This is a genomic window from Streptomyces fagopyri (assembly GCF_009498275.1).
Taxonomy (GTDB): domain Bacteria; phylum Actinomycetota; class Actinomycetes; order Streptomycetales; family Streptomycetaceae; genus Streptomyces; species Streptomyces fagopyri.
In genome coordinates, this window is the sequence record NZ_CP045643.1 from 4,523,943 (window position 1) to 4,549,871 (window position 25,929).

Below are 25,929 nucleotides of genomic sequence, written 5' to 3' on the forward strand. Positions count from 1 at the left end.
GCGGGCCTTTCACCGCCATGTGTCGGCGTGACCACGACTGTGGAGAACGGCTCCTCCTCGTCGTGTGCCACCTCGTCGATGAGTTCCGCACCATCGGCCCAGTGACCGCGTGTCATCCCCGGCGCCCGCGCCGAAATCATCGCGACGAAGCCGACCCCCGGGACCCCCGTGGTCCCGAGTGGCCTGCGGATCCGCGCCGTCAGGAGATGCGGATGTCCGACCAGTTCGTGGCCTTGCCGACCTGCGACCGGTTGTCGAAGCCGCCGTGGCCGTTGCCCCGGTTCAGCCAGGCCCGGCCGTCCTTGTCCAGCGAGATCAGGTCGGCCCGGCCGTCCCCGGACAGATCGAGCCCGCCGACCACGTCCTTGTAGGAGGTGCCCCAGTCCTTGAAGACCAGCGACCGGGGCGTGAACGTGCCGGCGCCGGTCCCCCTGAACCGCCACAGCTCGTTCGACGCGTCGATGGCCAGCAGGTCGTTCTTGCCGTCGCCGTCGAGGTCCCCGGCGGCGATCAGCCTCTTGTAGCCGCCGAAGCCGGACCCGGCGAGCGAGCGGGCCTTGAAGCCGCCCGCGCCGTTGTTCGCGTACAAGTACAGCTTCCCGGTCGAGGCGGACCGGGTCAGCAGGTCGGCCCGGCCGTCGCCCGTCATGTCGCCGGGCGAGACGACCGCGTCGTACCCGCTCCAGTCCGAGGAGACCTTGACGTGGAACGACTGCTGGTCGGGCAGTCCGCCGCAGATCGTCGGGTAGACGCGGGCCTCGCCGTTCGGGTAGCGGACGAACACGTCGTCGCAGCGGTCGCCGTCGAGGTCGCCGAACGGCAGCACGAGCGTGCCCGTCGGCCAGCCGCTCGCGCGCTGCCCCGCGGACAGCTTCGTCGCGTCGCCCGCGTACACCTTCAGCCCGGTGCTGTTGCGGCCGAACAGGTCGGCCTTGCCGTCGTCCGTGTAGTCACGCCACTTGGGCAGCGCGCGGCTGGTGGTGGTGGCCTGGTAGACGCCGTCCAGGACGAAGCTGTTCGTCTCGGTCCGCTTGTACTCGTCCCACAGCACGACGGGCCGGCCGAGCTCGTCGGCGGCCACCAGGGGCACCCCGGTGAACTGGGCACTCGTCGCGCTCAGCCGCCGCGGGGCGGACCAGGTGCCGCCCTTGAAGACGGCGGCCATCGTGTACTCCTCGCTCGAGTAGCCCTCCCGCCACGTCACCGTGACCGTGCCGCCCGAGGTGGCGGCCGCGTCGACCGCGCGCACCTTCTTGTGCGTGGAGAAGGGCTGCGTGTACGGCTGCCAGGCGCCAGTGGCCGCCGAGCGCACCGCGTACCAGGGGCCGGTCGAGTAGCCGGGCCCGCCGGCGACGAAGAGGTCGCCGTCGGGCAGGTAGACGGGCGCCGTCATCCCGTACGTGCTCCCATAGTTGGCAGCCGACCGCGGGGGGCTCCACTGCGTGGCGCCGACGGGGCGGCGCGTGTGCATGAGGTGCGCGGTGTCGTCGTAGAACACGTCGAAGCCGCCCTGTGGATCGGCGAACACCTTCGGGCGCGCCAGGTCCACGCCCGGGACCGGGAAGCCCTGGACCGCGGTCCAGGCGGACGCGCCGGGAGCCTTCTCCAGGGCGACGACGGCCTTGCTTGCCTGCCACTGCCACACCAGCAGGGCGGTGCCGTCCTTGGCGACCGCCAGGTCCATGGCGGAAATGTTCCGACTGCCGGACGGCGGCTGCGCGTTGAGGTCGGCCGGAGCGGTCCACGCGGCCCGCGGGCCGGCCTTCTCGGCGGCCTTCACGACACCGGAGACCGACCACACGGCGACCAGCCGGCCGTCGGGGGCCGCCGCCAGGTGGTGGTAGCCCTTCTCGGGGACCGCGGCGACGTACTCGGGCTCGGAGAAGGCGGTCGCGCCGGGCGTGAGGGTGGCCACCTTCAGCCAGTAGTTGTTGTGGTCGTCGGCACGCTCGGCCCGCCAGACCAGGCGCACTGAGCCGTCGCCGAGCGAGACGAGCTCGGTGTTGTACCCGCCGGCGCCCGGCCAGGTCTGCGGGGCGAGCCAGCGGGTGCTGCCGGCGGGCCGGATCCGGGTGGAACGGGAGGGCCCGTCGCCGGTGAGGGAGACGAGGGCGCCGTTCCCGGCCGACTCCAAGGTGCTCACCCCGCCCGAGGCGGAGACGGGGTCGGGGTTCGGGGCGTGCGTGGTGCGGGTGCCCCACGGGCCCGGCGCACCCGTCTCGACGGCGGCCGAGGCAGTGCCGGTGGCCGTGGCGGTGGTGCCGGTGGCCGCGACCGCGGCGGTGGTGTGGGCGGCGGCCGGGGCCGCGGCGGCCAGGGCGAGGACGGGAGTGAGCGCGATGCCGAGCACCGCGCGGAACTGCGAAGTCATGGGAATGCCCCCCCGGGCAAGGCGTATCCGGTGGCACGGATTCGCCGATCTGTTCGATCAAGTCAGGCGCAGCGTATATCAGCCAAGATCGGCCCACGCGGGGGTTTCCCTCCCCTGCTCAGGGGACAGCAGCTCCGGCGACAGCTCCATTGCTGCGTCCCAGTCCGCACCGAACGCAGCTCGCTGTGCATCCTCATCGCACAAGCAGGAGCCGGGGTACACGGGCCAGAACAACGGATCGTCCAGGTACGCAGTGCTCTGCACCAGAGGGCCACCTTCGCAACCGGGGATCTCCAGCACGTGAGAGTGATGGCATGAGGGTCAGACACCGCCTCGAGGTTCGAGGCTCGGCCACCCCGTCTCGGTTTCCGTCTCATTCATCACCGTTCGCCGACGTTCAGCCGAGACCAGAAGGCCGCTCCTGGCCACGGGCGGGCCATGAACCCAGGTCATATCCTCGGGCCGCGGCTCCGGGCGCCGGGGGGATCGTCGAGCGCGACCGCCACACGAGGACCGCACCACAACCGCACCAGACCGAGCGGGGAACAGCGCGGAATCCTGCGTCCCTACGCATCGCGAGTGAGCCGCAGCAGATCGGACAGCGCCTCCCCCGGCACGCTGCGCCAGTCGTGCGCCCGCCACCGGAGACTCGCCTGGAGCCGTTGCGTTCCCCATGGCGCCCATTCCTGCCGCAAGGCAGTGTGCACTGGCCCGCCTTGCCGGGCGGAAGCGAGGAGAGCACGGATCCAGGCAGGCTCGGCACGCAGGGCGTGCCCCCAGGACGCCAGCGAGTCCGCGCTGTCGTACCGCGGAGGTTCCCGGTCCAGCGCCTCGCACACCGTGAGGATCGCGGCCGCCGCCCCAGGCGACTCCGGCGGCCCGTCCCGCCGAGACAATGCCTCGAAGGCCTCGTTCATCAACGGCTGCATCCACGCATCCTGTTCGAACCACGCCAGCGCCCACAGCAGGTGCTGCGGAACCACCGAGTTCGCCGTCCACATACTGAACATATGGTCCAGCCGCAGTCGCCCGCCGAGTCTGGCCACGGTCCACGCCGCCCAGCCGGCCCCGAGCAAGTACCCACTGAGTTGTCGCCTCGGAACCTTCTCCGAGGCGACGTTCAGCCGCAATGCCAACATGCCCGAAATGTCAGCCTCGGTCGCCACTCCCGCAGCGGCTAGAGACTCCGCCAACCCTCCCAGGAGATTCATCGGCGCCTCCCACATCAGCCACCGTGCGTCGTCGAGGTCGACGAGATCGGAGAGCAGGTGCGGGGCCAGTTCTGCCAAAATGCATATGAGTTGTGTGAAACCTCCAGCGTCCCCCCTGTTGCGTCGCTCCAGGCGTCGCCGGAGGGAACCGATGTTGACAACACGCACCACAGACAGCGCGGCACCAGGTCCGGAGTTACCGGCAACCCGCATCAGAGTCTGGACGAGCCCGGGATTGTTGATCACCTGGATCTGGAGCGTCCAGTCCTGGTGGAACCGCTCGGCCATCTCGGTTGGCACCACCCGCGTGTACAGACGGTCCTCGACGGTTGTCAGACCGTACAGCGACGCTGCCTGGGAGAACAGGTCACCATCCACGATGAGATCATCGAACGCGTCGTTGAGCAGCTCCGCCTCCTGACACATCGCGAGAAGCCGTTCACCCGCCTCTGACGACACTTCGGCGACGGCGGCAAGCAGATCGGCGAGAACTCTCGGGGAGCTGCGTCGCACGGCCTGCGACAGGCGGAACAAGTTCTCCTCGGTGACCCGCCGAGCGTCGGCAGCACGCAGCGAGCGTAGGAGGCGGATCCCTTCGGCGAGTTCGATGTCGTCGGCTTCGAGCACGCGGCGTGACCACTCTTGCCCGGGGTGCCCGGTCTGATAGGCGCGCTGATAGGCGTCGAGGATGACACCGCCCGCGTCATGACGGCCACTCAGCACGAGCGTCGCAGCGACCGACCGTGCGGCGCGAAGCGCGAGGATGACGTTGCCCTCGTCCGCGAGGTTGTCGAACATCCGCGTCTGGGTCCAGGAATGTCCGGATGCCTCGACTCCGTTGACAAAGTCCGTCTCGATCCCGGGGAACAGCGCCACGCCGAGTTCATGGAACGCGGCGAGCGCGCCGGGATTGTGGATGTGAAGCATTCTGGCCAGAATCGTCGAGCGGCGGATCACCCCACGGGTGATCAGTTCCGTGACGAACGACTGCCCGAGCGCGTCCTCATCCGACAGGATCAGGGCAAGCCGCGGACCGACCTCCGAACCAGAGTGCTCGATCTGGTCCTCTACAACGCAGAGGGCCTCGTCTCGAACTGACTCAATAAGGGGCGTTCGGGCTTTTGCGTAGCCTTCTACCAGATGATTGACGATCGTCAGCCGGGTGTTGTGCGCCAAGGTATCGGCCAGGAAGTCCGCGCCGAGCGCGTGGCTGAGGTATTGGGCGAACCCGCCCTCGAGAAGTCCGCGCTGCTCCTCGCACCTGACTGCCGCTTTCAACAGCATGCTCGCGCTCACCGCGTCGCCGTCGTCACGCATGGGGGCGGCCAGCTCGTCCGCCAGCGCCGTGTCTGCGGTGCCGTCCGCCCGGTACAGCGTCCGTACCGCGATGTCGGCTCTGATATTGCCGAGAGTACTCAGCAACTTGGCCACCGCGATGGGCGGAGCGTTCCTGTAGACGCCCGTAGACCACGTGTCGACGTCGAGTCGTCCAACGATGTCCGCGGCGAAGCGCTTGTCCAACCGGGCGCTGGCCACGAGTGTCTCGTTGAGTTGCCACGCGGTCGCCTTGCGCAGTGCAACCATGAGTTGCCGAAGGAGGTCGTCGGCGAACTCGTCGTCGTAGACGTAGCGCGCAAGGATCCCTCGTACCGCCAGCCGCTCCGGTCCGCTCGGCTTGTTGCCCTCCTCCGGTGCGCGTACAAGGTCTTCGGTCACCACGTCCCAAGTGGCCAGAGCGGCTCGCAGGGCGTCGGTGGTCCGTCCCCGTGAGACCGTCCTGACGAAGTCGAAAACAATCTTGAGGTCCTCCGGCACGGACGGGCTGGCGGGGCGCAGCAACAGCGGTCCAACGCGCTCAATGTTCTCTTCGGTCAACCACTTCATCTGCCGGAGAAGGCGCAAGAGCCTTCGCCGGAGGGCCGCTGGCCATCGGTGTTCGGCGAGCTGCCGCTCCGCGATGTCCGTCAGGCGGTCCCGGGCCTCGGTGAATGCCGCGGGCCGACGTCGGCCTCGGTTGATATCTCGCAGCAGTTCCAGCGCCGCGACCACTACGGGTAGTGGGAGGTCGTCGTGCGCCTGGTCCACGACGTGCTGGCAGAGCCGGTCGCCCAACTCGCCGGCCTGGGCCGGCGGCAGAGCCGTGCGCAGGTACGAGAGGATGTGCACGACGGGTGCCAGGTCCTCCCAGCCCTCCGCCCACGTGTCCCAGGCACTCGGCCGTCTCGCCGACCCCTGGCTGAGCTTCCGCACCACGTCGGTAAACACTCGCCGGTCGTAGCGCAGCCGGCTCAGGGTGGTGATCACGTCCTTCTGTCGGTGAGAGGCGAGGAGCATGGCACTCAGGTGCTGAGTGATGACCTGCCGAGCCACCGGGTCGGCGGCTCGCCGCTCGTAGGAGTACGACACCCGGCCACCGCTCTCGCGCCGGGCGAGGATCGCGCGGCAGAGGAAACCGCTGTTCAGCCGCACCGCTTCGTTTCTCTCACTGAACTCGGGGCCAAGCCGGACCAGCGCGTCGCCGGCGTTCAGCGCGTCCGCCAGCGGGCACCAGAGGTTGAACCTGCCCAACGCCGCCACCTTGCGCAACGCCGCGCTCTGCGCCGGACTTACGGGTCCCAGGCGCTCTTCCCACACCGCCCGGATCACCTGCTCCTCTGCATCGGAGGCATGCCACAGCGGGCCCAGCCTGGTGGCGGCCCACAGGTCCGTACCGATCAGCTCCTGGAGAGAGTTCCGGGCTCGGTTCAGCCGGTCGGCGCTCCAATCGGCGACGTGCGGGTTCCAAGCGGCCGACAGAACCTCGGCGATGAACTCGGTGGCGCTGCGCGCCACGACCGGTTGGACTAGCCTGTCACCGCTGACCTGCCATGACTTGTGCTCGTGATCGGGCTGAATTTGACCGCGCTGGATCTCGAGCGAAGCCAGCACTCCGACGCCGAGGTCGTCGCGCTCCGTCAGGTCCTGCAGGCCAATAACGAACTCGGCCCAAATGTCGCTCCACTCGATGCCGTCGATGACCACGAGGCACAACTTGTCCGTGGATGCGCGCAGTTGTGCGGCATACGTCCGGAGAGCGGTGAGCAGCTTGTGGGCGTCCTCGGGCTCGCGTGACGGCAGGAAGGTCCGGATCTCCCAATCCTCGTCGGTGAGCCGGTCAATGACGTCACAAAGAATCCAGGTCTTCCCGGTTCCCAGGGGGCCGCTGACGAACATGGTCGTCGGGCTACGGTCCGCGAGCTGCATCGCGATCCGCTCGACTTGAGCGACCCTTACGTGCACGGTACGACCGTCATACTCGGCGCCGCCCCGCCGGGAGAAGGCCATTTCCTTGAGCCCCGCCTGCTCCATGGCGTGACGTGCGTGTCCGGCCCTCTGGGCCAAGTACGGTCCGCCGCCATCCTGATGCGTACCCCAGGCCTGCAAGCGGGGAGTCGAGTCGTTCTGGGTGGCTTTCATCGCAGCAACGACACTGTCGAAGGAGACCAAACCCAGTTCGTCGGCCTGGGCGGAGTCTGTTAGTGCCGCGATCAACCGCGCTGTGAACGGGCTCGTCCCGTCGTCGCTGTCCGCATCGGCGGTGGTCTGATAGCCCGTTCCGGCCGCGAGGACCTTCACCGTCTTGGACTGCGGCTCCTCCTCGCCGGAGAACAGTGCTTCGACCTCGCCAAAGTCAGGTCCGCCGCTCTTGACGGCGACGCCGGACCGGCAGCAGTCCAGAATCACCGTGACGGACCTGGCTGGCGAGTCGGTGATCCACTCGTAGCACTCGTCGAACGACAGGCCCGAGGAGTCCAGCGTCGCCCTGCTGCTCTCAGCGGAGGTGAGGCACAACTGCCTCTTCCTGGAGCTCGTCTCTCCATGGCCGCTGTAGTAAAGGAGCAGGTGGTCATCGCGACTCGCGCCGTCGAGGAACTTCTGCACCCCGATGCGCAGGTCTCCGGTCTTCGGGTTCAGCAGCCGGCCCTTGACGGTGAAGAGCCCGCTCACCGGGTCCCGTAGCACACGGTCCATTTCGCGCAGATCGTTCGGCGGACCTTTGAGCAGCCCGAAATCGCTGTCCTCACAGTATTGGTGCACGCCGATCAGCAGCGCGCGGTACTCCCCGACCACCGATCACCCCAGTCGCTTGCCTACGTCTCTGGAGAAGGCCAACAACATCTCATCGGAGACGTTCTTCCCCTCGGCGAGGACGACATGCTCATCCCCAACGCTGTCGCGGACCGTGATGCGCAGCACCCGGTGGCCGCGTTGTCGCAGCCAGACTTTCGCCACGCCGCACAGAGCGACCAGCCCCGGTCCGCCGAATACCACTGCCTGGACAACGGGCTCGATCTCGCCGATGCCCTTCTTCCCCGCTCCGTCACCGTCGAGCACTTCGACCCCGGCACGTGACAGATCCGTACGGAGCTCCAGGACCTGCTCAAGGAAGGCGGGGTCCGTGCGGGCGTACTGCTGGCTGGCGGCCTCGATCCTGACCTCGGCCCTGGTTCTGATGCTTTCCACCGATTACCCCCAAGAGATACCGGGACAGGGAAAATACCACCGCCTCCGTCGGTGAACATGCAGATGAGGAGAATCGGCACGCCAACACCCGCCGGGTACGGCAGGCTTGGCGCATGGCAGACAACGTCGCCCGGACCATCGCGGGGGCGAGCGCGGCCTTCACCGCCGTCAGCATGGGCATCTCGTTCGCAACGTACCGGAGGGGCAGGCCGCGGCTGAGGGTGAAAGCGTCCTTCGGAGTCGTGACCGTCGTCAGGACGGGCGACCGCAGCTGTCACCTTGTCATCCGAATCCGCAACCACGGACAGACGCCAGTCCAACTCTCCAAGGCAGAGGTGCAGTTCCGGGACAGCCGCTGGAAACGGCTCCGCGGCGCACTGTCCGGACGGCCGCGGGTGTACGGACACATGTGGCACCCCGCGCTCTCTTCCGAGGCCACCAAGAAGGCCGACGCCTTCGATGGAGCGCAATGGCACGTTGCGCTGAACGACACGGACCTGACCGTCCTCGAAACTGGAGGACCCCGAGTGCGCGTCGGAGTGGAGCTGTCCTCAGGAATCGTTGTGTACGACCGATGGCACCGCACTCCGAGGTGGCTTCCCAGCGGTGGGAACGGCGCTGTGGGGAACGACTAGTGCAAGGGTTGGCCCGACGCCCGAGACACAAAGCCGTCCCGCTCCTTGCGAGACGGGTTCCGTGCGTTGGCGAAGAACAGATACGGGATCATCGGCCCGGGCCGGCGTCGTAGGCCGGCCACGCCGCCGGCCTACGACGCGTTGCTCCCCGACCGCGTCCACGACCAACCACGACAGGTGCCGTCGCCTACTCGGGCCACGCGGTCCTATTCGCTGCCGAGTCCCTCGAAACTGCGGGCTCAGGCGTCGACAGCGCCCTACTACCGGAACACTTCACCCGATGTAGCCGACGGCGCCACGAGTCGGGCAGGCCCTCGAAGAGGTGTTGCCCGAGACCGGCGCACAAGCGTGCTCCACTACGCACGTCATGCGCTGTGCTGTACAACGCCGCGCCCGCAGCGTGCCCTCCAGAGCGGACGTTCTCGGTCAACAGTTGTCCCATACGACCCCCACAAACGCCTTAGAGAGAAGTCATCCACGCAGGCCAAGGCATTGGGACCCACCCAAGCGCCGAAGCTTCCCGAGCGGGGACCGCGAGTTCGGTTCTCGTCCCCCGCTCCACGCGAAACCCCCGGGTCGATGACCCGGGGGTTCTTGCCGGAGCCGTGTTCTCCGTGGCCGGTCGCCAGGCAGCCCGGAAACAGCCTGACGCCGACCGTGGTGATCAGGCTGGTTCTCGGGGGTGCCGGTCCGGCTGCCGGTGCGGGGGCCTCAGTGGGTGAAGGTGAAGTACTTCCAGGCGCCGTACGTCGTCGTGTTCACGCTGTCGCCCGAGCCGCTGACGTACGAGTCGCGGACTCGGAAGCGCTGGCCGGTGGGCGGGGTGCCCGTGAGCGTGACCACGGACTTGCCCGCGGAGTCGAGCGCGAAGTACTTCTTCACCGTCGTCTGCCAGACGCCGCCGGAGTACACCTGGATCTGCAGCAGCTGCTTGCGGCCCTGGTACGCCGTCATCGTGGTCGTGACGACCGGGTCCTTGGACTGGTGGAAGTAGTAGTACGTGTGGTTCCACGTGTACAGCGTCTTGTAGGAGCCGCCGAGCGCCGTGGACACCTTCACCCCGGCGCCGACCGTACCGGTCGTCGTCTTCGGCGCGTAGCGCGCGTCGCCCGCGAACTTCGCCGTGAGCTCGGTCTTGCGCGTCAGGGTGAGGGTGACGGACAGGTTGCCGCTCGCGTTGACCGTGCCGGACTTCACCCGGGTGTTGGGCTTGTCGGCGCCGTACGGGTTGGCCCAGATCTCGACCGTGCGGTTCTTGTACGTCGTACCGAGGTGCGCCGTGAAGGTGACGGACTGCGCGTAGTCGTACGCCTTGCCGTTGTTGTTCAGCGTCAGCGTGGGCGTGGTGCGCGAGACGTCGACGGTGTCCGTGGCCGTCGCCGCGGTGTGCGTGGTGTCACCGGCGTACGTCACCGTGTACTTCACCGTGCCGCCGGCCGGCGGGGTGTCCGTGAAGGAGTACGCGCCGCCGGCGCCCAGGTACTTGGTGCCGAGGGACTTGCCGCTCGGCGACTCCAGGTCGGTGCGGGTGACGTGGAGCGGGGTGCCCGCGGGCAGCGCCAGGTTCGCGGTCAGCTTGCCCTTCACGGTGAGGGAAGCGGCGCGGGTGGCCTTCGTCGGGGCGTCGACCGTCAGGGTCGAGGCGTACTCGCGGGGCGCGTCGACGGTCTGGAACTGCATGGCGTCGTTGTTCCCGGTCAGCACGTACAGCGTCGAGCCGTCGGCCGACCAGCTGGTGGAGTGTCCGCCCCAGGGCATCCAGTCGCGCGACAGGTTGCGGACGCTGGTCGGCCGGGCGGGGTCGTTGCTGAAGACAAGGGTGTCGCCGACATTGTCGGTGTCGAGGACGGTGGCCGCGACCGTACCGTCCGGGGCGATGGTGACCGTCTCCGGTTCCGAGACGGTCGGGAACGTGCGTACCTCGGACAGGTCGGAGAGGCGGTACTCGGTGAGCGCCCGGTTCCCGGGGCCCGCGACGACGACGTTCCGGCCGTCCGGGGTCAGGGCCGCGTCGTCGTACGTGCCGCCCTTCTCGGCGGAGACGCGGATCGCCGGGGTGCCCGAGGAGATGTCGTAGACGATGATCGGTCCCGAGCTGATCCCCGCGTCGAGGGCGAGCAGCGTGCCCGGGTTGTCGGCGTCGGCGTAGAGCACCGGGGGGCTCGCGAAGTCGTGGCCGGCCGCCAGGTCGAGGGTCACCGTGGGCGTCTCGGCGGTCAGGTCGACCTCGCCGAGCCCGGAGTCCCACTGGTCGCCGTAGCCGAACCACAGCCTGCCGTCGGCGTAGACGACGCTGGAGGGGGTCGTTCCGTCGCCCGTCGGGTACTCGGCGGTCCGCGCGAGCCGCCCGGTGTCGATGGCGACGATCTTGTCGGCGCCCTGGAGCGCGGCGTACAGCGTGCCGGAGTCCGGGCTCAGCTCCAGGTCGGCGACCTGGGGCAGGCCGGCGAGTGTCTTGACGACCTTCCCGGTGAGGTCGGTGACGACGATCTGGTTGTTGTACGCGTCGCTGATGAAGACCTGCCGGTGGGCATCGTCCACCACGGTGTCCTTCGCTCCGAACAGCGCTATGGGCCGGCTGGAGTCGGCGGAGGCCGGTACGGCGAGCACCGCCGAGCCGAACAGGGCCGCAAGAGCTGCGGCGACCGGAAGAGTGCGCAGACGCACAGTGTCGAACCCCCGGAATGAAGGTGAGTGAGAGTGGGTGCCATCCGTACGTCCGGTGTGTGAAAACCGTGTACCGCGTGTGGCAAGTGAGCGAAGACTAGGTGATGCCACGGGAAACCGGAACCGGAAAACCGCAGCACATGGGCCCCTTCGTTCCTGCCGTCGCGCACCTACGGGGGGATGCGGTCGACGGCGATGAGGCGATCGCCCGGATGGAGCGGATCCCGTCAGGACAATGCCTCCGGCGGGGGATCGGCCGACGCCTGGATAGCCGGAAGCAGCCGGGCTGAACCGGAATGAGCCGGAACAAGAAGGGCACCAGTCCTGCTCTGCGAGTCCGGCATCGTCATCGGCTCGGCTCGGCTCCGTCATCGGCTCGGCTCGGCTCCGGCATCGGCTCGGCTCCGGCATCGACTCCTGCGTCGGCATCGGCCGCGACACCGGCCGCGCATTCGGTGTGGGAGGCGCGGAGTTGAGCCTCTCCGGACGGACGGCCGGCGCACGCCCCGGCGCCGGACGCGCCGACGCGGGACATGTGCGGCTCCGCTTCCGGGACGGCAGGCCCTACGCTGATCCCCGTGAGCCAGGCAGGCGTTGGGAAGGGTGATCGGCGATGACGCCCCTGAGTACCGGGGACCCGGAGTCCATAGGCGGCTACACCCTCCTCGGCCGGCTCGGGACGGGCGGCATGGGAGTCGTCTATCTGGGAGTCTCCGCCTCGGGACGGCGGGTCGCGGTCAAGCTCGTACACGGGCCGTACGCCCAGGAAGAGGAGTTCCGGACACGCTTCCGGCAGGAGATCAGGGCAGCGCGCCGGGTCAGCGGAGCCTTCACCGCTCCCGTCGTGGACGCCGACCCGGACGCCGACCGGCCGTGGATGGCGACGCTCTACGTGCCGGCGCTCAATCTCGCCGAAGTCGTGCTGAAGGACGGCCCGTTGAGCCAGCGGGAACTGCGCTCGCTGGGGCTGGGGCTCACCGAGGCGCTGCGCGACATCCACCGGGTCGGTCTCGTGCACCGGGACCTCAAACCGGGCAACGTCCTGATGACCGAGGACGGGCCGCGGGTCATCGACTTCGGCATATCGCGCGCCTCGGACAACCAGCACCTCACCACGACCGGGCGGATGATCGGCACCCCGCCCTTCATGTCGCCGGAACAGCTGGCCTCCCCCCGGGACGTCACCCCGGCCTCGGACGTGTTCTCGCTGGGGTCACTGCTGGTGTTCGCGGCCGTCGGCACGGGACCGTTCGACACCGGCAGCCCGTACATAACCGGCTATCAGGTGGTGTTCGGGACCCCGGACCTCGACGGGGTGCCCGAAGCGCTCCTGGGCATCGTCGAGGGCTGCCTCGACAAGGAACCGGCCGCGCGGCCGGAACTGACCGACATCCACCGCATGCTCCGGGCGCTGCCGGAATCCGACGCCACCGGGTCGCCGAAGACCCCGTCCGCGAGATCCCAGGACCGCCCCCGCCCTCGGAGCGCGGCCGCCACCACCAGCTCGGCGAGCGCCGCGACCGGCACCGGCAGCACCGGCAGCACCGGCAGCGACCCTGCCACGGGCACAGGCCCGGGCACGAGCGCAGGCCCGGGCACAGGCACGGACACAGGCACAGGCACGGACACAGGCACAGGCAAGCGACGTCGAGCCCGGACGCTGTTCATCGGTCTCGGCGTGGCGCTGGCCGTCGCGGGGCTGGGTGTCGGGGTGAGTGTCTTCGCCTCCGTCCGGGACACCCCCAGCGCCTCCCCGGCCGCCGTCTCCGACGCCACCGCCCGTGCCGCGTCGCTGCCCGCCGGCTGGCGGCCGTGGCGGAAGCAGCTGCGGTACGACGTGAAGGGCGTTCCCCTCGACTACGGCAGCCCCGGATGTGTGGCGGAGGGAAGCGCCCTGTTCTGCGGCGGTACGGGCTTCACGGCCGCCAGGATCGACGCGGCCTCGGGCCGAGCCCTGTGGCGGACCGGCACCCGCCCTCAGGGGGTGCAGCCGATCGGCGTTCGCGACGGGCTGGTCTACGTGTACGAGGATCCGGACGACAGCACCAGGCGCGTGCTGGCCCTCGACGCCGCCACCGGACACCGGCGCTGGCAACGCGACATCAGCAAGTCCGAGGACGCGGTCCTGTACGACGGCGGGTTGCTGACCCTGTCTCCCGACTACTCGTCGTTCGTGGCCTACGGCCCTTCCGGCAGGGAACTGTGGCAGGCGCCCTCGCGGCGCGAGTACTGCACTCCGTCGGTGCTGGGAGGCGTCCCCCACGCCCTGTGCTCGAAGGGCACCGAGCCCGGCCAGGCCCCGATCAAGCTGATGAGCCTCGGACCCGGCAGCCTTGCGGAGACCGCCACACTGCCCAAGAAGGCGCAGGCGCTCGGCACCGTCGGCGGTCAGCCCCTGTTCCTCGCCCCCCAGACCGCCAAGGACGTGTACGAATCCGGGTACGAGCGGCCGTACAACGCGCTGTTGCGGGTGGACCCGGAAACCGGGCAGGTTCGACGGACACCCCTGGCACATCCGCTGACCGGCGCGGCCACCCTGGTGGACGGCGTCGTCTACTTCGTCCGGTCCGACGGCTCGGTCACCGCGGTGTCGGCGGACAGCGGCAGGCAACTCTGGCAGAAGGTGACGGACGTGGAGAGCCTGTCCGCGCCCGCGGTGTCGGCGACGTACAAGCGGGTCTATTTCTCCAACCGCTTCGGCCGTCTGCTGGCACTCGACAGCCGCACCGGCGCGGAGGCCTGGCGCACCTCCGCGCTGGACGACCCCGGGGACAAGGCGCAGAGCTGTCCGCCACGCGTGCTGATCGTCAAGGACGCGATCGTGGCGCTGGCCGGCGACACGGCCTTCTCCCGGAGCCCGGACGGATCCACCTGACCGGCCGGGGCGACCGCCACGACTCGGTCAGCCGCGTCTCGCGTCACGGGGCCGGCGGACGCCCGGTGTCCTTCGCCCCATGCCGTCGCCCACTCGTGAGTCGAGGACGATCGATGAAGCTTTCCCTTACGGCAGCAGGCCTGTCGGCCCTCGTGCTCGTGTCGGCCTGTTCCGGTGGCGCTCACCCCCGGGCGACCGCGCCCCACGGCGCGACCACCTCTGTGGTGCGGATCCCGACGCGTCCGGACCGCCTTCCCGATCCGGTCCGGTCTCCGCTCCCCGTGGGGTCGAAGACGCTGTACACGGGATCGGGTCACGGTGCGGGCGGTGTCACGCTTCCCGCGTCGGCGGGGAAAGCCTCGTCCGTCACCGTGATGTGGACATGCGCCGGCACCTCCGGATTCGACATCACCGCCGCCGGAAAGTCTCTCGCCGGCTCCCAGTGCGGTGACGGGAGCGGCGTGTTCACCGCCGAGATACCGCACGCCCACATGCGCGAACTGGCGTGGAAGTTCTCAGCGGCCGGTTCGGTGATCTGGCGGATCGTCGTCGCCCAGCCGCCCCCGGGCTAGGAACGGCCGCGCGGACGCCCGGGGGACGGCGTTTCCGGTGGAGGACACCTCGCCCCAGGTCGCCCGGGTGGTTCCGGCCGGTTCCGGTCCCCCGGTTCCGGTCCCTGGCCGCCGAGTTGTCCGTGAACTCCCCCGGATTTGTCCGTGATCAGTAACGGACGCATCCCGTGGCCTCCGTTCGTCGTCCTGCCATGTGGTCGCGAGGTGACCGGGGACCGACGGCGAACTGCGTGGAAGCGGGGCGGACATGGCACGGCACAGCGGTGGGCGGGGCTGGTACGGCAAAGTGGTCGGGGCGGCGCTCGGAGTGACGGTGCTCGCCGTCGGCGCCTCGCTGTGGACCGCGCAGGCCGACGCCGTGAACGCCTCGCCGAAGGCGACCGCGCCGGCCAAGCCGGGCAGTGCCGTCAAACCGGTCGCGATCACCATCGCGCACGCCTCGGACAAGGGGGCGCGCGGCGTCAACATCACCGTCGACGACGGCCCCGACCCCGAGTGGACGCCCCAAGTGCTGGACGTGCTGCGGGAGTACGGGGTGAAGGCCACGTTCTGCATGGTGGGGACGCAGGCGCAGGCCCACCCGGACCTCGTGAAGAAGGTGGTCGCGGACGGACACCGGCTGTGCGACCACACGGTGTCGCACGACACCTCCATGGACAAGAAGTCCCCGGCCTACCGCTCGCAGCAGATCCTCGACGCCGAACGCATGATCACCAAGGCGTCCGGTGGTGTACGGCCGATGTACTACCGGGCCCCCGGCGGCGCGTTCACCCCCGACAGCCGCAAACTCGCCGCTTCGCGGGGGATGCGCCCGCTGGGCTGGAACGTGGACACCAAGGACTTCGAGCGGCCGGGCACGGACACCATCGTCGCCACCGTCCAGCAGGAACTCCCCAACGGGCCGACGCTCCTCTTCCACGACGCGGGCGGCGACCGTTCCCAGACCGTCGCGGCCCTGCGCCGCGTCCTGCCCTGGCTCAAGGACCAGGGCTACTCCTTCGGCTTCCCCGTGCGCTGAACCACCGAGTCACCGCACGACGGCTGCCGGTGTCCGCACCAGGCGAGCAGGCCGACGTCCCGAGCGGACGTGGTCGCCCGCCATCGGACCCTCGCCGAGGCCATCCCGCCGGACCGTCACCGGGGCCGTCCGACCGGTGAACGCCGCCGGCGCCCCGCTCGACCAGTTCGTCCCGCCGCTCACCGGCCGGGGCGACGCCGTCTCCGGGCCGGCCGACCGACCGGCTGTGCTGCCGTCCGGCAGGCCGGACACGTCCAGCCGCCGGAGCCCGCCCGTGCGGCCCTGAGCCCGCCGCCACACCTCGTCCGCCGGGCCCGGGTGAGGTCTTACGGTGCGGTGACATGACCGGCGTGGCGCTGTGACGGCGCGGGTCCGGGGCCTAGCGTGCCCGGCATGCGTGTACTGGTCACCGGCGGTGCCGGGTTCATCGGGTCCCATGTCGTGGAGGCGCTGGCGGAACACGGGCACGAGCCTGTCGTGTTCGACCTGCGCGACGGCCTGGACGTGCGCGACGCCACGGCGGTGGCGTCCGCGCTGACGGATGTGGACGCCGTGTGCCACCAGGCGGCGATGGTCGGGCTGGGCACGGGGTTCGGTGACGCCGTGGAGTACGTGTCGCGCAACGACCTCGGTACGGCGGTGCTGCTGGCCGCCATGGTGGAGGCGGGAGTGCGGCGGCTCGTGCTCGCCGGGTCGATGGTGGTGTACGGGGAGGGACGCTACGCGTGCGAGGGGCACGGGGTGGTGCGGCCGGGCCCCCGGGCGGTGGCCGATCTGGACGCGGGACGGTTCGAGCCCCGGTGCCCGCGGTGCGGCGAGGAGCTGACGCCGGGACTGGTCGGCGAGGACGCGCCGGCCGACCCCCGCAACGTGTACGCGACGACCAAACTGGCCCAGGAGCACCTGGCGGCGGCCTGGGCCCGGGCCACGGGCGGCTCGGCGGTGTCGCTGCGCTACCACAACGTGTACGGACCCGGTATGCCGCGCGACACCCCGTACGCGGGCGTCGCCTCCTTCTTCCGGTCCGCCCTCGCCCACGGGCGGGCGCCGAGCGTCTTCGAGGACGGGGGACAGCGGCGGGACTTCGTGCACGTACGGGACGTGGCGGCGGCCAACGTGGCCGCGCTCACGGCCGAGCTCCGGGGCGGCGCGCTGACGGCGTACAACACCGGCAGCGGGGAGCCCCACACGGTCGGCGCGATGGCACGGGCGCTGGCCGACGCGTACGGCGGGCCCGAGCCCGTGGTGACCGGCGAGTACCGCCTGGGCGACGTACGCCACATCACGGCGGACTCCTCCCGTCTCCGCGCCGAACTGGGCTGGAAGGCCGAGATCGGGTTCGAGGAGGGGATGCGGGAGTTCGCCACGGCGAAGCTTCGCGGGGAGTGACGGCGGGGCCGGGCCGCACAGGAGTGGAGCGGGGCAGCACAGGGGTGGAACGGGGCAGCACGCCGTCGGGGCCCGTCCGGATTCCGGGCGGGCCCCGACGGCACCGCGGCCGCCTCCCCGAGCCGCACGGCGAACGCCGTCCGCGACTCGTCGGCGTCCTCCGTGCGCCGCCGGTCGTCGGCGGCGCACGCCGTGCCCCGAAGCGTCAGTGGGCGCCGTGCGTGAACCGTTCGAAGGTGTGGCTGAAGTCCCAGGTGTCCTGGGCGATCCCGGAGCAGGAGTTGGCGCCCGCGGTGCCCACGCAGCCGCCGTTGTCGCGCTGGAGGGCCCAGAAGGAGAGGGTGTTGATGCCCCTGGCCGCGGCCCACTTCTCGACCGTGACGGCGTCCTGGGCGGTGAAGGTCTCCTCGGGGCCGAAGTCGTCGATGCCGGGCATCACGGTGACACCGATGGTGTTCCACAGCTTCGCCGGGGACTTCTCCGGGTGCAGCGCGGCCAGTTGGTCGTGCAGCCCGGTCGCGGCGGTCCTGGTGTCGGCCGCCATGTCGTGGGTGGCACCGTCCCAGTAGTCGAAGGTCATGATGTTGACGACGTCCACGCGGGCGCCGTTGTCGACGGCGTTGCGCAGCAGGGCCACCCCGCTGGGCGCGAGACCGTTGGCGAAGGTGGGCAGCGTGTAGGAGAACTGCACGTGGTGGCGCGTGCGTTCGGCCCAGCGCTGGACCTTGGCGATGGCCTTGTTGCGGCGGTCGACGCCGGCGGTGTTGTTGATCGAGTCGGCCTCGATGTCGAGGTCGATCCGCGTGATGCCGTACGTCGTGACCAGGCTCTCGTACACCTTGGCGATGGCGTCGACGCTGGTGCAGCTGTCGGCGAGTTCGGTGCTGGTGGTGTCGGCGCTGTAGCCGCCGAAGGACGGGATGACGTTGCCGCCGCGGGCCTGTATCCGCGCGATGTCCGCGCCGAAGGTCGCCTTGTCGATCGGCTGGGCGGTGGCGCCGTTCCAGTACGCGGTGCACGAGCCCGGCGCGTCCGTCTGGAGGAAGGCCATCGTGAGGTACTTGTTGCCCGACGCGGCGGCGAGCGCGGCCGGGCTCTCGCCGGTCCACGCCTCGAAGTAGGGTGCCGCCACATGCGCGGGGAGCGGCTTCGGCGCGTGCGGGTGGGCCGGTGCCGCGGCCAGCGCGCCGCCGCCGCCGAGAGCGACCAGTCCGGCCGACAGGGCGGTCACGGTCATGCAGGACAGCAAGGTGCGAAGCGGACCAGGTCGTCTCATTGACGCTCCCATGGTGGAAAGAGGCGGGCGGGAACAGCGGAAGGGCATCACCGCGGGAGGCCTGCCGGGCCGGTGCGCGCCGGAGGGCTCCCGCTGGACCAGGGGCGAACAGCGACCATCGTTGGACTAGACCAATCGACTGTCAAGGTTCTTTACGGTGAACTGACCCAAATCGCTGGGGTGATGCTCCGGACCGCGGGAGCCGTGCCACGAACCGCGGGGTCGATGCCGCGAGCCGCACAGGACGGCACCCCGGCCGCTGCGGCGGCCCGAGCCCGTACCCAAGTCCAAGCCCGTACCCAAGCCCGAGCCCGTACCCACATCCCGCGCCCGCACCCCGCGCCCACACCCACACCCGTACTCAGACGGGCAACTCCATGAGGGCGACCGGCGTCGACGTCGGGCCGGCCGAGCCGCCGTCCGGTTCCACCGTGATCCCCACGGCGGAGGCACCGCCGGGTGAGCCGTCCAACAGCACGGCCTGCGTGGTCCGTTCGGAGTCCATCAGCCCGGCCGGCCGCATGGTCCCGGACTCGTCGAACCAGAGTTGGTACACCTTGCCGCGGGGCGGCACCGCCATCCCGGAGGCCACGAAGGCCGCCTGGTCACGGCTCCTGGAGACGAGGAGCGTGCCGGCCGCCCCGTCCGGGAGGCGCACGTGGCGGGATTTCACGTCGGGCGCCGAGAGGACCGCCGCGAGATCGTCCGCCCGCTGCCGGGACACGCTCGCCCGCCGCCCCGCGTCGTCGGCCCGGGTGTGCTGCCAGACCGTGGTGCCGGCGAGCCCCGCCGCGGCGGCGACGCAGGCGGCCAGCGTCCACCGTCCGAGCCGCCGGGTGAGCGCACGGGACGGAGCGGGCACGCGTACCCGCGGAACGTCCTGCCGGACGGCCGGGACACGGGCCATGATCCGGGCCTTCATCGCGGGATGCGGCGGAGCGGAGACGGCGAGTCCCATCCTGACCGCGGCGGCCGCCAGTTCGCCCACCTCGTCGGAGCAGGCCGCGCAGTCGGCGAGGTGTTCCTCGAACTCGGCGCGCTCCTCTTCCGGGAGGGCGTGGAGGGCGTACGCACCGGTCAGGGTGTGCAGGTCGGCGGTGGTCGTCATGCGCTCACTCCCAGGCAGTCACGCAGTCGGATGAGACCGTCGCGCAGACGGGTCTTGACCGTCCCCAGCGGCACGGACAGTCGGGCGGCCACCTCGCGGTAGGTCAGTCCCCGGTAATAGGCGAGCGTCACGGACTGGCGTTGCAGTTCCGTGAGCGTGCGCAGACAGCGGCGGACCTGCTCGCGTTCGAGCCGGATCTCGACCTGTTCGGTCACCTCGTCGTACTCGGGCAGCCGGTCGAGCAGCGCCGCCCGGTGGTCCCGGGCGGCCGTGGCCTCGGCGGAGCGGACCCGGTCCACGGCACGGCGATGGGCCAGCGTGAGCACCCAGTTGATGGCGGAGCCGCGCGCCGCCTCGAAGCGGGGCGCGGTGCGCCACACCTCGATCAGGACGTCCTGGGTGACCTCCTCGGACTGGGCCAGGTCGCGCAGCACCGCGCGCACCACGCCCAGCACCGGGCCGGCGACGGCGTCGTAGAGGCCGGCGAAGGCCTGTTCGTCGCCGCAGGCCACGGACCGCACCAGCGCTTCCAGATCGGGACGCCGGGACGGGTCGCTCCCGATGTACACGGCTTCTTTCACTTGGCCATCCTTCGGAACACGCGGGAACGCGGACGGGTGGCCGGGCCGGCGTCCGGCCCGGCCACCCTCCTGCTCCTCCCCGTCACGGGAGTCGTGGCGCGGCGTCAGCCGCTCTCCGGCATCGGATCACCGGCATCGGTTCTCTGGCATCAGCTCTCCGGCATCGGCCCGCCGGCGCCGGAGGACCGGCGCCGGCGCTCCGGCGTCAGCTCTTCGGCATCAGCACGGTGTCGACGATGTACACGTTGGCGTTGGCGGTCTTGACGTTGCCGCAGACGACCTTGGAGGCGTCGTCGACCGTGTAGGACTCGCCCGAACCCGCGGTGGCCAGCTTGGACTTCTCCAGCGTGGCGTAGGAGCCGCTCTCCAGGTCCTTGGGAGCGAGCTTCTGGCCCACGACGTGGTACGTGAGGATCTTCGTCAGCTGCGCCTTGTCGGCCAGGACCTTGTCCAGGGTGGCCTTCGGGATCTTCGCGAAGGCGTCGTTGGTGGGCGCGAACACCGTGATGTCCTGGGCGGTGTTGAGGGTGTCGACCAGGCCGGCCTTCTTCACCGCGGTGACCAGCGTGGACAGGGCCGGGTTGTTGGACGCGGCGGTCGCCACCGGGTCCTTGGCCATGCCGTCGAAGGAGCCCGCGCCGTTCTTCGGCACCGTGGCACAACCCGGGCCGAAGGGCTGGTCGGCGCCTGCCATGTCCCCGGAGCCGGTGGTGGCGCTGTCGGTGGCGGTGTCGCTCGCGGCGGCCGAGGACTTCCCCTTGTCGGAGGAGGCGCTGTCCTTGCCGTTGTCGGAGCAGGCGCTCAGGGCCAGCGGCAGGACCGCGGCCGCGGCGACGGTGAGGGCGGTACGGCGGAAACGGGTGTTCATGGAGTTCTCCTAGGACGACGCGACAGGGAAGCCGCGTTCACGGGGGGAAATTTCGGAAGGGGAAACGAGAGGTGTTCGGGCGGGTGGAGCGCGCCGGTGCTTCCGCGCGGGTGCGGTGGGGGGCTCCGCCGGGTGCCGCTCGGGTCGCTCAGTCGACGGTCACCACCACCGAGTGCCGGCCGCTGGCACCGTCCGGGATGGTCCGGGCGCGCCGCGCGGTCTGCACCTGACCGGTGCCGTCGGTGGCGCGGACGGTCAGCGTGTGACCGCCCTTGTCCGCCTGCCAGGGGAAGGACCACTGCCGCCAGGTGTCGACGGTGTCCTCGGCGGCCAGGTGGGCCCGCTGCCAGGGCCCGTCGTCGACGCGCACCTCCACCTCGCGGACACCGCGGTGCTGAGCCCAGGCGACACCGGCGACCATCACCGTGCCCGCCCGGGGGCGGGCGAACGGCTTGGGGGTGTCGATGCGGGACTGGGTCTTGACCGGTGCCCTGCGCGCCCAGTCCCGCTTCACCCAGTACGGGTCGTAGGCGTCGAAGGTGGTGAGCTCGATGTCCTGGATCCACTTGCAGGCGGACACGTAGCCGTAGAGGCCGGGCACCACCATGCGGACCGGGAAACCGTGTTCGAAGGGGAGCGGCCGGCCGTTCATGCCGACGGCGAGCAGCGCGTCGCGGCCGTCCATCACGTCGTCGACGGGGCTTCCGATCGTCATGCCGTCGACCGAGCGGGCCACCAGCTGATCGGCCGGACCGCCCTTGGAAGGGGGTGTCACCCCGCACTCGGCGAGCAGATCGGCGAGCCGCACCCCGATCCAGCGCGCGTTGCCCACGTAGGGGCCGCCGACCTCGTTGGAGACGCAGGTCAGCGTGATGTCGCGCTCGACCAGTTCACGGCGCAGCAGGTCGTCGAAGGAGAGCGACACCGGACGGGTCACTCCCTTGCCGTGGATGCGCAGCCGCCAGGTGGTGGCGTCGACCTTGGGCACGACCAGGGCCGTGTCGACCCGGTAGAAGTCCTCGGTCGGCGTCATGAACGGGCTGACCCCGGGGATCCGCAGCCGCGCGCCCCCGGGGGCCGGGGTGGCCGGGGACCCCGGCGCCGGCAGGACCACGTTGGCGCGGGAGGCCACCGCGTCGCGGCCGCGGCTGCCGTTCAGCGAGCGCCCCAGTGCTCCGGCGCCGGTCGACGCCGCCGCGGCCGCGGTGGCCGCCACCAGGAAGCCGCGCCGGTCCCAGCCGGGTTCCCTCGGCGTGGCGGCCGGGCCGACGGTGTCGTCGGCCGCCACGGGACGGTCCCCGCCCGGCCGGACGACCGGCGCGGCGTCGAGAGGCCCGGTGGCGGCCGAACGGCCGGCGAGCCAGTGCAGCAGCAGCCCGCCGGCCAACGCGCCCGCCACGGACGGCAGGGCGTCGGCCGCGCTCGTGGAGTCCGGGCGGCTGAGCGCGGCCGCCGCGCCCACGACACCGAATACGAGCACTCCGGCGGCTCCGGTCCTGCGGTGGGCGAGAGCGAGAAGACCGAGCAGGATCGCCAGGACGGCGAGCGCCGCGAGAATTCCGAGTTGGAGAACGAGTTTGTCGTCCGTGCCGAAATGCCGGATCGCCCAGTCCTTCAAGGGCGCCGGGGTCCGGTCGATCGCCGCCGACCCGACGGCCACGACCGGTCCGGCCTGCGGCCGTACGAACGCGGACACCAGCTCGGCAAACGCCAGCGCCGCGTAGCCGGCCAGCAGCCCGCTCAGCGCGGCCCGCGCCCGCCGCACCCACCGGATGCCGCGCCTCGACGTACTCGGTTCTTGTCTCACGGCCGGAATCCGAAGCAGAACAGTGCCGCGGATTGGTCACTCACCACATCGGAGGAATTTTCGTCCCCGACCAATCCGCGCCGCCTTCCGCTTCGAATAAAGAGCCGCGAAAACACTCCGAAGGCTCCACCGGACGAAATATGGAAGGGACGCGAAAAAACCGCGAAAGGGCCGTGACGGAGCCACGGGATTCACCGGAAAAAGCGCGGGGCGGAGACGGACGGGGCGTCACATCCGGACGTCGCGGCGGCCGGAGACCCTCGCGACGGCGTACGGACGCGGGAGGCGGGAGGCGGGACCAGCTTCTTCGGCCTGCTGACCACTTCCTCACATGTCCCGGCCAGGATGTTGATCATGTCTTTCTCCATCAACCGCACGGGCGGTGTCCGCCCGGCGCTGTCCGCGGTGGTCCTGGTCCTGTCCGTCGCCCTCACCGGATGCGGGGGCGGGACCGGATCCACGGGCGGCGCGGGGTCGTCGGCCGCCGGCACGGATGCCCCGGCTGCCACGTCGGGCGCGGCGGGCACGACCCAGGCCCGGCCGTCGCGGCCGTCCGCGGGCGCCGGAGCCCCCGCCGGTGCCGACGCGGCTCGGCTGCCGGGCCTCGGCCCCCGCACGCTGGCCGCCATACCCGGGAAGGCGCGGCAGGTCGTCCTGGTCACCGGCCGCGGCAGGAACTCCCCGGTGTCGGAGGTGACCCTGTACCGGCGTACGGACGCGGGCTGGGAACCGGGAGCCGCGTGGCCGGCCCACAACGCGCTCAGGGGCTGGACGGACGACCACCACGCCGGCGATCTCCGGTCTCCCACAGGCGTGTTCGCCCTCACCGACGCCGGAGGGCTGCTGGCCGACCCCGGCAGCAAGCTGCCCTACGACCGCTCGGGAGGCTTCAGCGTCACCGGCACCGGCTTCGAGGGCGAACCGCTCTCCGGCTCCTTCGACTACGTCGTCGCGATCAACTACAACCGCGAGCCGGGCACTTCGCCCCGCGACTGGACGCGCCCGCTCGGCGCGGGCCGCGGCGGCGGCATCTGGCTGCACGTCGACCACGGCGGCCCGACGCACGGCTGTGTCAGTCTCGCCCAGGGGCACATGAAGGAACTCCTGCTCACCCTCGACCCCGCCGAGCATCCCGTGGTGGTCATGGGGGACGCCGCCTCCCTCACCCGCTGACACCGGGGCGCCGGACGCCGACCGGTCCGTCCGCCAAGAGGATGTCTCCCCCGGCCCCGAGTCAGCCGGGGCGCGCGGTGCGGGTTCTCAGCGGCGTTTCCAGCGTCTTCTCGGTCAAGGGGTCGAGGAGTTTCGCCGGACCCGGGGGCGGCGTGGGGCGCGGGGGCGGCGTGGGGCGCGGGGGGTCCGGGGGCCGCCGGGTCTGTGAAGATCCCGGGGTTTCCGGAGTGCCAGGGGTGCTCGGGGTGCCGGAACTCCCGTGCGGGTTGGGTGGGTTCGGCCGGTCCGGGGGGTTCGGCCGGTCCGGCATGTCCGGGGGGTGCGGCAGGTCCGGGGCCGGGCTTCCCGGTACGGTGGCGGGCGCTTCGCGGGTGCGCCGGCCCGTGGGACGGCTCCCGAATCTCCCGACGCTCCCGATGAGGGACCGGTACGTCGCCGGGTGGACCACGAAGAACATCATCGCGGCGTGCAGCGGGGCCAGCAGCGGAGCCGTCAGCCGTTCCGTACGGCTCAGGCCGGGCCGCAGGACCGCGTACAGCAGCGCTTCGGCCAGCGTGAACACCCCGACGCCCGCCAGGGCGTGGAGCGGGAGGGTCACGGAGCCGGTGCGCCGGACGTCGGCCAGCAGGCCGAGGGACAGCAGGGGCAGCAGGGCCCCGGCGCCCAGCTCGATCAGCCGGGCCGTCCTGGCGGACGCCGGCAGCGCGAGGAGTTCCCAGGGGACCAGGCGCCGGACCGCCCTGGCCCGGCGCACCTGCTGCCGGTAGGTGTCGCCGAGGGTGCCGGGCGCGTCGGCGGTGACATAGGCGCGTGGCACGGAGATCACCCGGCCGCGCGCGCGGGCGTAGCCGCACAGTTGCCGGTCGTCGTCGCCCCCGCCGTCGCCCGAGGCCACGTAGTGCTCCAGATGGTCGGACAGCACCGGCGCCCGGTACAGCGAGAGGCCGCCCGGGGCCGGACGGGCCGCTCCCACCGCGGAGCGCAGCCCGCGGCCGAGCACGCACAGGACGAACAGTCTCAGGTCCGACAGACGGGCCGTGAGACTCGCGTGGCGGTCCCGGGTGAGAACGGTTCCGGTGCAGGCCTGGACGCGGGGGTCGTTCAGGACGCGCAGCATCTGCCACACCGCGTCCTTGTGGACCTCGCAGCCGGCGTCCACGGTCAGGAGGTAGTCGAACCGCTCCCCTCCGGCGCGCAGTTCACGGACCACCGCGGCGCGGGCCGCGCGTCTGCCGACCCCGGGCAGCCGGTGCCAGGTGACCGAGGGATGGCCGAGGGGAACGACGGGGGCGGCGGATCCGCTGTCGACGACATGGACGGCGTCGACCGGGCGGGACTGGCCGGTCAGGGAGCGGACGGTCGCGTACAGACCCTCGGCGGCACTCCCGACGCCGTCTCCCGGACCCCCCGCGCCCCTCGCGCCCGGCGCACCCGTCGCGCCTGTCGTCCGATCGCCTCCGTCAGGAGCCCCGCCGACGCGCGCGGAGACGACCGCCACCACGCGTCCCGGCGCGGCGCGTTTATGTCTGCTGCCCGTCGGAAGGGCGGCGAGAGCCGTGCACAGCAGGACGGACACCGCCAGCAGGACGGGCCATGACTCAGTCGGCATGCCGCTTCTTCCCTGCGGCGCGGCGGTGGGCCGGCCCGCCCGCGATGATCAGTCCGACCGCGAACAAGATATTCACATTTCCCCCTCGTTACCCGCCCCAGGCTTCAACAACGGCGCGGCCTCGGAAGGTCCTGTTGCCGTTTCGCGACATACGGGTGGTTGCGCGGATAAATGCGCGCCCCTCGCGCACGCCGCACACGCCGCGCGCCCCGCACCTCTCCGGCACCCGCTTCAGAGCCGTGTCGCGAGTGTCAGGAACTGTCGTC

The 25,929-nt window shown here is 70.9% G+C and carries 16 protein-coding genes; 6 read left to right on the plus strand and 10 right to left on the minus strand.

All coding sequences use genetic code 11. From position 1 onward, the window contains the following. Nucleotides 1-199 precede the first annotated feature (199 nt). The 3 genes from GFH48_RS19420 to GFH48_RS19430 form a co-directional block, all read right to left on the minus strand. The gene (locus GFH48_RS19420; protein WP_153289470.1) at nt 200-2,371 is read right to left on the minus strand and encodes an FG-GAP repeat domain-containing protein; all 2,172 of its coding nucleotides are present in this window, start codon (nt 2,369-2,371) and stop codon (nt 200-202) included. Nucleotides 2,372-2,937: 566 nt separating this feature from the next. Next, entirely contained in the window at nt 2,938-7,692 is a 4,755-nt protein-coding gene (locus GFH48_RS19425; RefSeq protein ID WP_153289471.1) for a caspase family protein, read from the minus strand. Between the two features lie 3 nt (nt 7,693-7,695). Beyond that, nucleotides 7,696-8,085, minus strand: a complete 390-nt coding sequence (locus GFH48_RS19430) for a hypothetical protein (RefSeq protein WP_153289472.1) — start codon at nt 8,083-8,085, stop codon at nt 7,696-7,698. 113 nt (nt 8,086-8,198) lie between these two features. Between GFH48_RS19430 and GFH48_RS19435 the strand changes: the two genes are divergently transcribed. After that, nucleotides 8,199-8,720 carry a hypothetical protein gene (locus GFH48_RS19435; RefSeq protein WP_153289473.1) on the plus strand — a complete coding sequence of 174 codons (522 nt, stop codon included), beginning with the start codon at nt 8,199-8,201 and terminating at the stop codon, nt 8,718-8,720. A gap of 711 nt (nt 8,721-9,431) precedes the next feature. Here GFH48_RS19435 and GFH48_RS19440 read toward each other — a convergent pair. After that, nucleotides 9,432-11,387: a YncE family protein gene (locus GFH48_RS19440; RefSeq protein WP_153289474.1), complete on the minus strand. Its 1,956-nt coding sequence runs from the start codon at nt 11,385-11,387 to the stop codon at nt 9,432-9,434. Between the two features lie 613 nt (nt 11,388-12,000). Between GFH48_RS19440 and GFH48_RS19445 the strand changes: the two genes are divergently transcribed. The 4 genes from GFH48_RS19445 (at nt 12,001) to GFH48_RS19460 (ending at nt 17,241) form a co-directional block, all read left to right on the plus strand. Beyond that, complete coding sequence (locus GFH48_RS19445) at nt 12,001-14,262, plus strand: protein kinase domain-containing protein (protein WP_153289475.1); 2,262 nt, start codon at nt 12,001-12,003, stop codon at nt 14,260-14,262. Nucleotides 14,263-14,375: 113 nt separating this feature from the next. Next, nucleotides 14,376-14,834, plus strand: a complete 459-nt coding sequence (locus GFH48_RS19450; RefSeq protein WP_153289476.1) for a hypothetical protein — start codon at nt 14,376-14,378, stop codon at nt 14,832-14,834. A gap of 247 nt (nt 14,835-15,081) precedes the next feature. Next, a complete protein-coding gene (locus GFH48_RS19455; protein ID WP_153289477.1) occupies nt 15,082-15,852 on the plus strand; it encodes a polysaccharide deacetylase family protein in 771 nt (256 codons plus the stop codon). A 393-nt stretch (nt 15,853-16,245) separates the two neighbouring features. Then, on the plus strand, nt 16,246-17,241 hold the full coding sequence (locus tag GFH48_RS19460) for an NAD-dependent epimerase/dehydratase family protein (protein ID WP_153289478.1): 996 nt from the start codon (nt 16,246-16,248) through the stop codon (nt 17,239-17,241). A 205-nt stretch (nt 17,242-17,446) separates the two neighbouring features. Here GFH48_RS19460 and GFH48_RS19465 read toward each other — a convergent pair whose 3' ends face one another. The 5 genes from GFH48_RS19465 to GFH48_RS19485 form a co-directional block, all read right to left on the minus strand. Continuing rightward, a complete protein-coding gene (locus GFH48_RS19465) occupies nt 17,447-18,478 on the minus strand; it encodes a chitinase (protein ID WP_322746993.1) in 1,032 nt (343 codons plus the stop codon). Nucleotides 18,479-18,878: 400 nt separating this feature from the next. After that, the gene (locus GFH48_RS19470; protein WP_153289480.1) at nt 18,879-19,625 is read right to left on the minus strand and encodes an anti-sigma factor; all 747 of its coding nucleotides are present in this window, start codon (nt 19,623-19,625) and stop codon (nt 18,879-18,881) included. Continuing rightward, nucleotides 19,622-20,206 carry a sigma-70 family RNA polymerase sigma factor gene (locus GFH48_RS19475; protein WP_153289481.1) on the minus strand — a complete coding sequence of 195 codons (585 nt, stop codon included), beginning with the start codon at nt 20,204-20,206 and terminating at the stop codon, nt 19,622-19,624. The genes GFH48_RS19470 and GFH48_RS19475 overlap by 4 nt, the downstream gene beginning before the upstream one ends. Nucleotides 20,207-20,411: 205 nt before the next feature. Further along, nucleotides 20,412-21,074: a fasciclin domain-containing protein gene (locus GFH48_RS19480; protein WP_153289482.1), complete on the minus strand. Its 663-nt coding sequence runs from the start codon at nt 21,072-21,074 to the stop codon at nt 20,412-20,414. A 148-nt stretch (nt 21,075-21,222) separates the two neighbouring features. Beyond that, nucleotides 21,223-22,881: a molybdopterin-dependent oxidoreductase gene (locus GFH48_RS19485; protein WP_153289483.1), complete on the minus strand. Its 1,659-nt coding sequence runs from the start codon at nt 22,879-22,881 to the stop codon at nt 21,223-21,225. Nucleotides 22,882-23,235: 354 nt separating this feature from the next. Here GFH48_RS19485 and GFH48_RS19490 point away from each other — a divergent pair, with 354 nt between their 5' ends. Next, nucleotides 23,236-24,054, plus strand: a complete 819-nt coding sequence (locus GFH48_RS19490; protein WP_153289484.1) for a L,D-transpeptidase family protein — start codon at nt 23,236-23,238, stop codon at nt 24,052-24,054. A gap of 61 nt (nt 24,055-24,115) precedes the next feature. Here the strand turns inward: GFH48_RS19490 and GFH48_RS19495 are convergent, their stop codons facing one another. Continuing rightward, nucleotides 24,116-25,663, minus strand: a complete 1,548-nt coding sequence (locus tag GFH48_RS19495; protein WP_153289485.1) for a glycosyltransferase family protein — start codon at nt 25,661-25,663, stop codon at nt 24,116-24,118. Nucleotides 25,664-25,929: the final 266 nt, after the last annotated feature.